The sequence below is a fragment of the Ornithinibacillus gellani genome, from assembly GCF_003730295.1.
Taxonomy (GTDB): domain Bacteria; phylum Bacillota; class Bacilli; order Bacillales; family Amphibacillaceae; genus Ornithinibacillus_A; species Ornithinibacillus_A gellani.
Genome location: NZ_QTSZ01000011.1, coordinates 49,729 through 62,758, shown reverse-complemented (window position 1 = coordinate 62,758; position 13,030 = coordinate 49,729). Strand labels below are relative to the sequence as shown.

9 protein-coding genes are annotated in these 13,030 nt (G+C 38.3%); 8 read left to right on the top strand and 1 reads right to left on the bottom strand.

The features are described 5' to 3' along the window. Window positions 1-486 precede the first annotated feature (486 nt). The gene (gene pheS / locus DX933_RS02980; RefSeq protein WP_123314996.1) at window positions 487-1,521 is read left to right on the top strand and encodes a phenylalanine--tRNA ligase subunit alpha; all 1,035 of its coding nucleotides are present in this window, start codon (window positions 487-489) and stop codon (window positions 1,519-1,521) included. 14 nt (window positions 1,522-1,535) lie between these two features. Continuing rightward, entirely contained in the window at window positions 1,536-3,962 is a 2,427-nt protein-coding gene (gene pheT, locus DX933_RS02975) for a phenylalanine--tRNA ligase subunit beta (protein WP_123314995.1), read from the top strand. Window positions 3,963-4,020: 58 nt separating this feature from the next. On the opposite strand, the gene rnhC is transcribed toward pheT, so the two are convergent. After that, complete coding sequence (gene rnhC, locus DX933_RS02970; protein WP_123314994.1) at window positions 4,021-4,956, bottom strand: ribonuclease HIII; 936 nt, start codon at window positions 4,954-4,956, stop codon at window positions 4,021-4,023. Between the two features lie 264 nt (window positions 4,957-5,220). On the opposite strand from rnhC, the gene zapA reads away from it, so the two are divergent. From zapA to DX933_RS02940, 6 genes are all read left to right on the top strand, one after another. Beyond that, window positions 5,221-5,487, top strand: coding sequence for a cell division protein ZapA (gene zapA / locus DX933_RS02965; RefSeq protein ID WP_123314993.1), 267 nt, complete (start codon window positions 5,221-5,223; stop codon window positions 5,485-5,487). Window positions 5,488-5,490: 3 nt separating this feature from the next. Next, the gene (locus DX933_RS02960) at window positions 5,491-6,060 is read left to right on the top strand and encodes a CvpA family protein (RefSeq protein WP_123314992.1); all 570 of its coding nucleotides are present in this window, start codon (window positions 5,491-5,493) and stop codon (window positions 6,058-6,060) included. Window positions 6,061-6,168: 108 nt separating this feature from the next. Continuing rightward, window positions 6,169-7,887: a DNA polymerase/3'-5' exonuclease PolX gene (gene polX / locus DX933_RS02955; RefSeq protein ID WP_123314991.1), complete on the top strand. Its 1,719-nt coding sequence runs from the start codon at window positions 6,169-6,171 to the stop codon at window positions 7,885-7,887. A gap of 35 nt (window positions 7,888-7,922) precedes the next feature. After that, window positions 7,923-10,265: an endonuclease MutS2 gene (locus DX933_RS02950; protein ID WP_123314990.1), complete on the top strand. Its 2,343-nt coding sequence runs from the start codon at window positions 7,923-7,925 to the stop codon at window positions 10,263-10,265. Window positions 10,266-10,286: 21 nt separating this feature from the next. Beyond that, the gene (locus tag DX933_RS02945) at window positions 10,287-10,694 is read left to right on the top strand and encodes a DUF350 domain-containing protein (protein ID WP_123314989.1); all 408 of its coding nucleotides are present in this window, start codon (window positions 10,287-10,289) and stop codon (window positions 10,692-10,694) included. Window positions 10,695-11,295: 601 nt separating this feature from the next. Next, window positions 11,296-12,984 carry a long-chain-fatty-acid--CoA ligase gene (locus tag DX933_RS02940; RefSeq protein WP_123314988.1) on the top strand — a complete coding sequence of 563 codons (1,689 nt, stop codon included), beginning with the start codon at window positions 11,296-11,298 and terminating at the stop codon, window positions 12,982-12,984. Window positions 12,985-13,030 lie beyond the last annotated feature (46 nt).

Genomic DNA, 13,030 nt, shown 5'->3' with positions numbered 1-13,030 from the left:
GAATTTAAAAAATAATAAGGCACTGAACATATGAGTGGAAACAAACCTGAAATCGCTACCAAAACTGGGGCTAAAACCATACAAAATAAGGTACTTTAAAAATCTCCCACAAATACTTGACTCAACCAAACACATGATGGTACTTGCAAAGTGGCGTTAATTTAACTATACTAATAAGCAATTATATATTTATTGCATTGAAGGAGACATTTGTCAGTAAACTATGAATAGGAAAAGGAAGGAAATGCCTTAGACTGAGAGCAATTCCACTATTTTTTCTGATAAATTTCACTCTGGAGCTGGCGCTTGGACCTTTTTTTAAGTAAAGGCGTTCCGGATACAATCCGTTATCAAATTTAAGTTGAATGTATTTTTTGATGCATTAACAAGGGTGGTACCGCGAATGACAGCCTCGTCCCTTTATGGGGATGGGGTTTTTTTGATGCAATAAAGTCAAGTGGCAAATGTTAAAAGGAGGTTTTTAAGATGAAGGAACAATTACAACAATTACAGGCAGAAGCAATTGAAAAGGTAGAACAAGCGACGGATACCAAAGAACTTCAAGATATTCGTGTCGCATATCTCGGTAAAAAAGGTTCGTTAACGGGTGTGCTGCGAGGAATGGGAAAGCTGGATAAAGAAGAACGTCCAATTGTAGGTGAAATAGCGAACCAAGTACGTGAAAAAATTACCAATGCATTAGACGGGAAGCTCGCGGTTTTTGAAGAAGAAGCATTAAACAAAAAACTAGCAGCTGAAGCCATCGATGTTACTTTACCGGGAAGACCAATTTCCGTTGGTGGCCCTCATTTACTAACAACAATTATTGAAGAAATTGAGGATCTATTTATCGGTATGGGCTTTGAGGTAAAAGAAGGACCAGAAGTAGAAACAGATTATTATAACTTCGAAGCACTTAATTTACCGAAAGATCATCCTGCTCGTGATATGCATGATTCCTTTTATATTACAAATGAACTTTTACTTCGCACACATACTTCACCAGTTCAGGCAAGAACGATGCAGAAGTATGATGGAGATAAACCAGTAAAAATGATTTGCCCTGGAAAGGTGTATCGACGAGACTCCGATGATGCTACACATTCCCATCAGTTTACACAGCTCGAAGGATTATATGTTGGTAAAAATGTTCGCATGAGTGATTTGAAGGGTACACTTGATACCTTTGCGAAGAAAATGTTTGGAGCAGATAGAAAGATCCGATTGCGCCCAAGCTTTTTCCCATTTACAGAACCATCTGTTGAAATGGACATTTCCTGTAAAGTTTGTGGTGGAGATGGCTGCTCAGTTTGTAAGAAAACAGGCTGGATAGAAATACTGGGTGCTGGTATGGTCCATCCACGTGTATTGTCGATGGCAGGCTATGATCCGGAAGTTTATTCTGGCTTTGCATTTGGCATGGGACCGGATCGAATTGCTATGCTTAAATACGGTGTGAAGGATATTCGAGACTTTTACACAAATGATGTACGATTCTTAAAACAATTTCACCATGCCTAGGAGGGGTCATAAAAATGCTTGTTTCATTAAATTGGTTAAATAATTATGTAGATATAAGTGGCGTGCAGCCTGAAGAATTAGCTGAAAAGATTACAAAGTCGGGAATTGAAGTCGATAGTATTTCCTATATTGCTGAGAAGAGCACGAATGTGGTTGTCGGACGTGTATTAGCTTGCGAACAACACCCAAATGCTGATAAGTTAAATCTCTGTCAGGTTGATGTTGGGGATGAAACACTACAAATTATTTGTGGAGCACCGAATATTGCAAAAGGGCAGAAAGTTGCTGTTGCAAAACCTGGAGCTGTTTTGCCAGGTAATTTTAAAATTAAAAAAGCGAAATTACGTGGAATAGAATCGAATGGAATGATTTGCTCCTTACAAGAATTGGGCTTACAGGAAGCTTATATTCCAAAGGATGTTGCGGATGGAATATTTGTTTTTCCAAGTGATGTAAAGGTTGGAGAACCAGTGGAAGGATTACTGCACTTAGACGACGCTGTTCTTGAATTCGATTTAACACCAAATCGTGCAGATTGCTTAAGTATGCTAGGGGTAGCGTATGAAGTAGCGGCTATACTTAATAAGCCATTGAACCTACCGGAAGAAACGGTTGATATGGCAGATAAGAATGCCGGTGATGCCGTTACGGTAACCGTTGAAGACAAGGAGCTTTGTCCTTATTATGGAGCTTTCGTTATTGAAAATGTAAAGATTGGACCTTCCCCACTTTGGATGCAAAATTATTTAATGGCAGCTGGCATTCGTCCAATTAATAATGTAGTTGATATTACAAACTATGTTTTATTGGAGTACGGGCAGCCATTACATGCATTTGACTATGATCGATTTGGTTCCAATGAAGTCGTTGTACGCCGTGCAAAAGATCAGGAACAAATTGAAACGCTAGACGGTGTTATGAGAACATTAACTGAAAACAATTTGCTCATTACAAATGGGAAGACTGGCGTTGCATTAGCAGGTGTAATGGGCGGTGCAGATTCTGAAGTTCAGGATGATACAACGACTGTTTTATTAGAAGCAGCTTATTTTGATGCTAAAACCGTTCGGAAGGCAGTGTTGGAAACGGGTTTAAGAAGTGAGTCAAGTACCCGTTTTGAAAAAGGAATTGATTCGGAACGAGTGAAACGTGCTGGCTTACGAGCATGTCAGCTATTGCAAAAATACGCTGGGGGTACTGTACTTCAAGGAGTAGTTGAATCCAATCATCTAACGCTTACGAAAAAGGCCGTTTCTGTTGATGCTGATAAGGTAAATAAACGTTTAGGAACTTCCATTACTGTTGATGAGATTGCTTCTATATTAAATAAATTACGTTTCGATTATACGCAAAGCGGAAAAGTATTTGATGTGACGGTTCCGACACGTCGTGGAGATATTTCTATTTTTGAAGATATGCTTGAAGAAATTGCAAGAATATACGGGTATGATCATATACCTGCAACAATCAATTTGGATGCAGAACAGGCAGGAATGTTAACAGATGCCCAAAAATTAAAACGTAAAATTAAACGTTTTATGGAAGGCGCTGGATTGATGGAGACCATTACGTACTCTTTGACTGGCAGTGCAGATGTAAATCGCTGGATCAGTCCTGAAATAAAAGCTTTTCAACCGAATCCGGTAAGCTTATCCAATCCAATGAGCGAAGATCACCGTTGGTTACGGCTTAGCCTATTACCGGAGCTGTTAAAATCTTTGTCTTATAACCAGGCGCGAAGTCAGTCTAGCGTTGCGCTATATGAACTAGGATCCATTTTTGTGTCACAGGAAGAAGAGCTGACCAAGCAGCCTAACGAACAATTGCGTCTATCGGGAGCATTGGCAGGAAAGTGGGTTCAGCACCCGTGGCAGCAAGAAATGAAGGTAGTAGATTTTTATGTTGTGAAGGGGATTTTAGAAGCATTATTTGACCATTTAGAGATTCCAGTAAGCTTCCGCCAAACAGCGTTGGCAGATATGCACCCTGGAAGATGTGCAGAAATTTGCTATGATAATCGTGTCATCGGTTTCTTAGGCCAAATTCATCCATCTTTAGGAAAAGGGCTGGATTTAAAAGAAACGTATGTGTTCGATATCAATATGGAAGTGATAATAGAGGTATTCCATCATGAACCAACCTATCAGTTGGTTCCGAGATATCCATCTATTTCAAGGGATGTCGCATTTGTTATGGATCATGATATCAAAGCAGGGGATGTACAAATAACAATTGAAGAGATTGGAGCACCTCTGGTAAAATCTGTGCAAATATTTGATGTGTATACAGGGGAAAATCTGCCAGAAGGCAAGAAATCTATCGCATATAACTTGGTGTATCAAAACCCTGAACGAACACTTACGGATGAGGAAGTAGAAACATCCTTCCAGGACATTCGCAATAAAATTGAACAACAGTACCATGCGTATATCAGATCTTGATTTAAAAAGCCTTTGCCATCAGATGGCAAAGGCTTTTATGCTAACTAATTATATATTTCTATAAATATTTTTTTGCTTTCATCGTATTCGCAAAATGAAGCTTCGCTATCTGTCGTAATATTGGTTCTCCCTTTTTTTTCATAACTTCTGCAATGTTTTCATCGACAAAACGTGATGCACCTTTCCTTAAAGGAATGCCAACAAATGTGGATAAACGCTCCATTTCCTTTACAAAGCTAGCGCGGGCAAGAATTGATGCTGCGGCTACTGCAATGGAATGAGACTCCGCCTTTGTCATGAAATACGTATCATTTGGTAAGGTTTCTCTTTCTGAGGCAAGATGGCGTTTATAAATTGTAGGCTCACAGAATTGATCAATAATGATGCCATCCAATCGTGCATCACCAATTTTCTTTTTGGTTTTTTGTATTGCATGATGGTGTAGCATTGCTTTCATTTTTCCTTGTGACCATCCATTTTCTTGCAAGGTATTATATTTATCGTTATGTAGGATAAGTAGCGAATAAGGAACTTGCATACGGATTAATTCTTTCGCAATAGAAACAATTTTTTCGTCAGAAAGATTTTTTGAATCCTGCACACCGATAGAGGAGAGCTGTTGTATTTGCTGTGCCTCCACATAAGCAGCAGCAACTGTAATTGGCCCGAAGTAATCACCAGTACCTGCCTCATCAGAACCAATAATCGAACGGTTAAACAGACTGGGATTTGGCGTATATGGAGAACTGGACTTGCTTTTCTGTTTGTGATTTTTTGTTTCTCCAGTGTTCCATTGTGCATTCCATTTGTGAAATTCTTTTTCAGGATGCTTGCCTTGAAACAGTACCTTTCCAGATTGGTATGCTGTGATAACCGCATTTTCCGTTTTGGCCTGAAATACAGCGCCTGGTGGGGCCTGCCTTTGGAAAGCATCGTAATACTTTTTCATTGCTATAATCGATTTACTATCAAATTGATGGACTAACTGTGCCATGATTCAATCGCTCCCACTTCTTACTATATGTATTACTGACTATATCAAAACCTGCTGAAATATGAAATAAGGAAACTTACGAGACATTCATTCGTAATACCATATGTAGAACAATTTATTTATATGTTTAAGATAGTGTTTTGGTCTTTATAAGTATCGGTTTCCAATATACATTCCTTCATGGTAAAATAATAGATGTTCTTTCGGGTGCTTAAAGTGCCCTAATGGGTTATCATGTAGAATCTAAATTAGGAGGGTGTTCGTGTGTCCCAGGAATCAGATAAAACACGAGTAACTGTAGAAATACATAATAAATCGTATACAATCGTTGGAAATGAGCCAGCAAGCAGGGTCATGCTTGTAGCGGAATTGGTTGATCAAAAAATGAATGAAATGCATCAACATAATCCAAGTCTGGATACGTCAAGATTAGCTGTTCTTACAGCGGTAAATACGACGAATGATTATTTGAAATTAAAAGAAGAATACGCTTCTTTGTTGGGGGCATTAAAAAAGAAAGAGGACAAATAGAGTATGATTACTTTTATCATTATTTTACTACTAATTTTTGGTGTGATGCGTGGTCTGAAGCGAGGATTCATTCTTCAGGCGCTGCACATGATCAGTTTTATCGCAGCCTTTATCGTCGCTGTTTTATACTATGATAAAATAGCGGTTAAACTGCCGTTGTGGATTCCATATCCAGATATGAATGAGGGTGGTTTTTGGGGGAATTTACATCAGGTTGTCCCAATGGAAACTGCTTTTTATAATGCAATTTCGTTTATCATTATATTTTTAGCGGTAAAAATATTACTGCAAATTCTTTCATCTATGTTGGATTTTGTAGCGCAACTGCCTATTTTAAATTCTGTCAATCGTTTGGCTGGAGCAGTACTAGGATTTTTAGAGGTGTATGTTGTTTTATTTTTGCTGCTGTATATTTTAACATTAGCTCCACTAGAACAGATACAGACATATTTAAATGGTTCCAGCCTTGTTCATTGGATGCTAGAAAACACACCATATTTATCTGAAAAAATGAAAGAATTGTGGTTTACGGATTTGGCTAGCATGGTACAAAATAGCGGTTTCTTTAAATAGAATTATCTTATTCATGTGAGCAGCAACTGATTGGACAGACAGGCTTGATCTTATCTATTTCAAATGAGGTAGAGAGATTTTGTATGAATAGAAAGCAGGTGTTGAAGCATGTCCATTAATAAAAAAGATATCATTAAATTATTAGAAAAAATAGCAATTTACCTAGAGCTTAAAGGAGAAAATCCATTTAAAATAGCAGCATATCGGAAGGCAAGTCAGGCATTGGAACGCGATACACGTTCGCTTGGAGAAATTGAAGATTTTACTGCAATAAAAGGGATTGGTAAAGGGACAAGTACGGTTATTCTAAAGTATCTTGAAACTGAAACTTCTCCGGTTCTGGAACAACTTGAAAAAGAAGTTCCAGAAGGTCTTATCCCATTATTGCAAGTTCCTGGTTTAGGTGGAAAAAAACTAGCTAAGCTCTATCAAGAATTAAATGTAGTAGATGCAGCCAGTTTAAAGGATGCGCTGACAAGTGGTGCAGTTCAAGAGCTACCAGGGTTTGGGAAAAAGTCAGTTGAAAATATTTTAGCTGCATTAAAAGAAATAGGTAAGCGGCCAGAACGTCTACCAATTGCTATGGTGCTTCCCATTGCTGAACAAATAGAAGCTTATTTACAGACGATTCCAGATATCCATCAATTTTCACTAGCGGGTAGTTTACGTAGAATGAAAGAAACGGTAAAAGATATTGATTTTATTATTGCATGTGAAAATAGACATTCAGTAAAGGAAGCGCTTTTGGAAATGAGTGCAATCAAAGAGGTGATTGCCCAAGGGGATACAAAGGTTTCAGTAACACTGGAATCCACCTATGATATGAATGTTGATTTTCGCTTGGTTTCACCTGAAGAATTTGCAACTACTTTACATCATTTTACAGGATCCAAAGACCATAATGTAGCAATGCGACAATTAGCAAAATCCCGCGGTGAAAAAATCAATGAATATGGAATTGAAGTAGAAGAAACTGGTGAGCTATTAACTTTTTCTACAGAAAGCGATTTTTTTACACATTTTAATTTAACGTATATTCCTCCTGAAGCCCGGGAAAATGCAGGGGAAATAGCAACATTTACAGAAACTGTGGACCTCGTGCAGCTAGATGATATTCGTGGTGATTTACATATGCATACGACTTGGAGTGACGGTGCACAATCTGTAGAAGAAATGGTAAATCAGGCCAGGAATAAAGGATATGAATATATCGCTATAACGGATCATTCCAAATATCTTCGGGTAGCGAATGGCTTGGATGAAACACGATTACGAAAACAGCGTGAAGAAATTCATAAAATGAATGACTTATATGATGATATTCATATATTTGCAGGTGTGGAAATGGATATTCTACCGGATGCCTCATTGGATTTTTCGGATGACTTTTTAAAGGAAATGGACTTTGTCATTGCAGCTATTCATTCTAGTTTTAATCAATCTCAAGCATTGATTATGAAGCGATTGATGCAAGCGCTCGAAAATCCATATGTTTCCTTAATAGCGCATCCTACAGGTAGATTAATTGGAAGAAGAGATGGATATGACGTTAATTTATCACAGTTAATTGAAAAGGCCGTCGAAACCAATACGACATTAGAAATTAATGCCAACCCAAACCGCTTGGATTTATCCAGTGAATGGGCGAGAGAAGCGCAAAAACAAGGGGCTCAAATTGCCATTAATACAGATGCACATAGTTTTCATATGCTCGAACATATGAAATACGGCGTAGGAACCGCGCGAAGGGGATGGCTTCAAACAGATACAGTGATTAATACATGGACAAAGGAACAGCTGATTGCATACTTTGAGAGGAATAAATAAAGATTTTCGTATGCAATCTAAAGGAGTAGCCAAATATGAATGAACGTGTTCTACGTGTACTCGAATTTACAAAAATAAAAGAACAGCTTAAAAGCCATGCTGCCACCGCACTTGGTAAAGATGAAGCTGTCAAATTATATCCCTCACATCACTTGAATGAGGTAATTTGGAAACAAAAAGAAACGGATGAAGCTGCAACTGTATTACGTTTACATGGAGGCATTCCATTAGGAGGCATCCATGATATTCGAAGTAATATAGGGCGAGCGGTAATCGGTGGTGTATTATCAACAACAGAATGCTTAGATGTGGCCAATACTATATATGGTGGGCGTCAAGCTAAGGATTTTATTGAAAAGCTGGAAGAGAACCTGCCCATTCTTCAAGAATTAACCAATCAAATAACACCTTTACGTTCCTTAGAGACAGCAATAAAAAGTTGTATCGACGACCATGGACATGTGATGGATGGTGCATCTGTCAAGCTCCGTGGCATTCGATCCTCTATTCGAACTTTCGAAAGCCGTGTACGTGACAGATTGGATAACTATATTAAAACAAAGAGCAGTTTACTGTCTGATGCGATCATTACGATTCGAAATGATCGTTATGTTTTACCGGTTAAGCAGGAACATCGTGGCGCTGTTGGTGGAATTGTTCATGATCAATCTGCTTCTGGTCAAACTCTTTTTATGGAGCCGAAAGCAGTCGTTGATTTGAACAATCAGCTACAAGAAGCGTTCATCAAAGAAAAACAAGAAGTGGAAAGAATTCTCCATGAATTGACAGGGAAAATTGCTGTAGAAGAACCAGCATTAATTGAGAATGTTCGTGTATTAGCAGCAATTGATTTTATTTTCGCGCGTGCCAAGCTCGGACGAACGATGAAGGCTTCTATGCCTAAGATGAATAACAAAGGCTATATTTCGATGAAGCAGGCAAGACATCCGCTTATTCCAGTTGAAGAGGTAGTAGCGAATGATGTGGAAATAGGTAAAGACTTCACAACAATTGTGATAACAGGACCCAATACAGGTGGTAAAACAGTGACCCTGAAGCTTATTGGCTTATGTACACTGATGGCACAGTCTGGTTTGCAGATTCCAGCATTAGATGGCTGTGAAATGGCTGTATTTGAACATGTGTACGCTGATATCGGTGATGAGCAATCCATTGAACAAAACCTAAGTACATTTTCATCTCATATGACGAATATTGTTGATATTATGAAGCATGTTGATCATCAGACACTTGTATTATTTGATGAGCTTGGTGCGGGTACAGACCCTCAAGAGGGAGCGGCACTTGCGATGGCTATATTGGATGAGGTCATTGATCGTGGAGCGAGGGTTATAGCGACAACACATTATCCCGAACTGAAAGCATACGGTTACAATCGGGAGCATGTCGTAAATGCCTCCGTTGAATTTGATGTACAGACACTAAAGCCAACCTACCGATTACTTTTGGGAGTGCCTGGCAGAAGTAATGCGTTTGATATTTCTAGTCGTCTCGGATTGGATCATTCCATTATACAGCGGGCAAAGGGGTTAATCGGAGTTGACTCCAAAAATGTTGAAAATATGATTGCTTCCTTAGAGGCTGCACAGCTGCAAGCCGAGCAAGAATACGAAGAAGCTCATCGTGTATTAATAGATAGCGAGTCGCTACATGAAGCGTTACAGAAAGAAATGACTGCATTGGAGCAAAAGAAGGAATCACTCTACCGTAAAGCCGAGGAAAAGGCAGAGAAAGCTTTGACTAAAGCCCGGGAAGAAGCGGAAATGATTGTTTCTGAAATTCGTAATATGAAACAGCAATCTGTTCTAAAGGAACATGAATGGATTGAAGCCAAAAAAATGTTGGAAGAAGCGCAGCCTAACTTGACTTCTAAGCAAAAAGAAAGCCTGGGAAGTAAACCGATTCAAACAGATAAACTGTCACCGGGAGATGACATTAAGCTGTTGTCAGTCAATCAAAATGGTACGGTATTGGAGCAGGTTGGTGAGAATGAATACATGGTCCAAGTTGGAATTATGAAAGTAAAGGTTAAACGAAAAGATCTTCAATTAATGAAACAGCCTAAGCAAGATCTTTCCAAACCACTTACTACAATAAAGGGATCTGGCTATCATGTAGGGATTGAGCTTGATTTACGTGGGGAACGTTTTGAGGATGCAGTCATGCGACTGGAAAAATATATTGATGATGCCTTACTCGCAAATTATGAAAAGGTTCATATCATTCATGGTAAAGGGACTGGCGCACTTCGAAAAGGAGTTCAGGAATTTGCAAAGAAACACCCGCGAATTGCCAATTACCGTCCTGGTTCGGAAGGCGAAGGCGGCAGTGGTGTAACGGTACTAGAATTAAAATAATGAAGAAAGGAGCGACATGTCTTGGAAACTTTTTGGGAAAATATTATCGTGATTACTGCAGCGCGTTATAGTGTTGTTATTCTATGCACAGTTGTATTTCTTGCTATATTTGAATTGGTTACCACATATAAAAATTGGGTAGAAATTAAAAAAGGCAATATCGCAGTGGCAATGGCAACAGGTGGTAAGCTATTTGGGATCATGACGATTTTTCGATACTCCATTGAGCACAATGATACACTGATGCAAAGCATAGGTTGGGGTGTGCTAGGTTTCTTGCTGCTGCTTTCTGGTTATTTTATTTTTGAATTTCTAACGCCAACGATGAAAATTGATGATGAAATCGGAAAAGGAAATGTTGCAGTCGGATTGATGTCCATGATGATTTCAATCGGTTTATCATTTATTATTGGGGCAAGTATTGTGTAGTGCATGAATAAGTATAGAAACAGTAGATTATTTAAATATAATGTACAGGCTATAGGGATGAGGTATGAATATATAATCACAACTTCATCTTCTTTATGTTGTACAAGGGATAGAGGGAGTATATCATATTGGAAACACTGGCTAAGGTGCTCATTGTTGTTGCAGCTATTTTTATTGTTGTTGGTGTCATTTATTTATGGTAAGTACTATTTAACTTGGTATTATTTATATAAGAAGACGATATCACATGTGTAACTTGCTCTCCTCAAAGTAGGCACTTAACGGCAGCAAATCGTGATTGATTTCAGAAATTGGCATAGTCGCAAACGTTCGGCTATGCTTTTTTGTGTGTACAGTTTGCTTATAAGCTTGCATCCGTAATAAACTACGTGAAGTCCGCATTGAATTCTTTTTCCGGTTTGCAATTATGATAAAGCTTATAAGTTGAGTTCAGTTGTTTTGGTAATATATCCCTAAAGAAATGAAATCGTAAAAATAATCACGTAAATTGATATTTTTTAAAGAAAGTTTCGAAATCATTTCAAAAAATAATCATTACTCGCTATAATGAAGATATGATAGGAAAAAGGAGGGGGATAAAATGATACATCAAAAGATTTGGGAGAAGCATTATCCGAAAGAAATTCCAACGACAATTACGTATAGTAAAAAGCCGTTACATGAGTTTCTTGCGGAATCAGCTGAACGCTACAAAGAAAAGAAAGCGCTTTACTTTATGGGTAAGGAACTATCTTTTGTGGAATTGTATGATGAAGCAAGACGAATGGCAAACTATTTTCAAAAATTGGGTTTGCAAAAAGGGGATCGTGTTGCCATCATGCTGCCAAACTGTCCACAGGCTGTTATTGGTTATTACGGTGCATTAATGGCTGGGGGAATTGTTGTTCAAACGAATCCGCTCTATACAGAACGTGAATTGGAGTATCAACTGAAAGATTCTGGTTCTGAATTTATTATTTGTATGGATATTTTATTGCCAAGGGTAAATCACGTACGAAACAATACGAACTTAAAACATGTGATTGTAGCAGAAATTAAAGATTATCTTCCATTTCCAAAAAACGTAGTATATCCTTTTATTCAAAAAAAGCAATACAACTTGGTCGTTAAGGTAGAACAATCTGATGACACACATGTGTGGAAGCAGTTTATGGCAGCATCTGAACCACAATATAAACCAGTTACCATCGACCCAACTGAAGATCTTGCATTGCTGCAATATACTGGAGGAACGACTGGTTATCCAAAAGGGGTAATGCTGACACATATGAATCTTGTTTCCAACGTAGAAATGTGTGAGGCATGGCTGTATAAAACAAAACGCGGTCAGGAAGTTGTACTAGGCGTACTACCATTTTTCCATGTGTACGGAATGACAACAGTAATGAATTTATCCATCATGCTAGGATCAAAAATGCTATTATTACCTAAATTTGATGCGGAAGAAACATTAAAAACAATCCATAAACAGCGGCCAACTTTATTTCCAGGTGCACCGACAATTTATGTTGGATTGCTTAATCATCCCAGCTTAAAGAAATATGACTTATCTTCGATTGAAGCCTGTATTAGTGGATCTGCACCGCTTCCCGTTGAAATTCAAGATCAATTTGAAAAGGTAACGGGAGGAAGACTTGTGGAAGGTTATGGGCTCACAGAATCATCTCCTGTTACACATGCGAATTTTGTTTGGGATAAGCGAATCAATGGCAGTATTGGAATACCTTGGCCAGATACGGATGCAATCATCTACAAAATGGGAACTCTGGAAGAAGCAGAAATTGAAGAAGTGGGTGAAGTAGCTGTAAAGGGACCGCAAATTATGAAAGGCTACTGGAACAATGAAGAAGAAACCGATAATACGCTTGTAGATGGTTGGCTGTTAACGGGTGATCTTGGTTACATGGATGATAATGGATATTTTTATATCGTGGATCGGAAGAAAGATATGATTATTGCAGGTGGTTATAATATTTATCCACGTGAAGTTGAAGAAGTACTGTATGAACATGAAGGGATACAAGAAGCGGTAGTAGCGGGGGTTCCCGATCCATATCGCGGTGAGACCGTGAAAGCATATATAGTTGCAAAACAGGGATATCAGCTTGATACAGATGAATTGAATACATTTTGTCGGAAACATTTGGCTGCCTATAAGGTACCTCGGCTGTATGAATTTAGAGAAGAATTACCGAAAACAGCAGTTGGTAAAATTTTAAGAAGACAGTTAGTGGATGAAGAAAAGTCTAAACAGCAGGAAGCAAAATAACGTAATTTTGGTTTAACATATGTATGCCATATAAAAAGTTTAATAA

What these genes read in the sequence shown, in the direction of transcription:
- pheS (WP_123314996.1), top strand. Translation starts at nt 487, where the DNA reads ATGAAGGAACAATTACAACAATTACAGGCAGAAGCAATTGAAAAGGTA.
- pheT (WP_123314995.1), top strand. Translation starts at nt 1,536, where the DNA reads ATGCTTGTTTCATTAAATTGGTTAAATAATTATGTAGATATAAGTGGC.
- rnhC (WP_123314994.1), bottom strand. Translation starts at nt 4,956, where the DNA reads ATGGCACAGTTAGTCCATCAATTTGATAGTAAATCGATTATAGCAATG.
- DX933_RS02960 (WP_123314992.1), top strand. Translation starts at nt 5,491, where the DNA reads ATGATTACTTTTATCATTATTTTACTACTAATTTTTGGTGTGATGCGT.
- polX (WP_123314991.1), top strand. Translation starts at nt 6,169, where the DNA reads ATGTCCATTAATAAAAAAGATATCATTAAATTATTAGAAAAAATAGCA.
- DX933_RS02950 (WP_123314990.1), top strand. Translation starts at nt 7,923, where the DNA reads ATGAATGAACGTGTTCTACGTGTACTCGAATTTACAAAAATAAAAGAA.
- DX933_RS02940 (WP_123314988.1), top strand. Translation starts at nt 11,296, where the DNA reads ATGATACATCAAAAGATTTGGGAGAAGCATTATCCGAAAGAAATTCCA.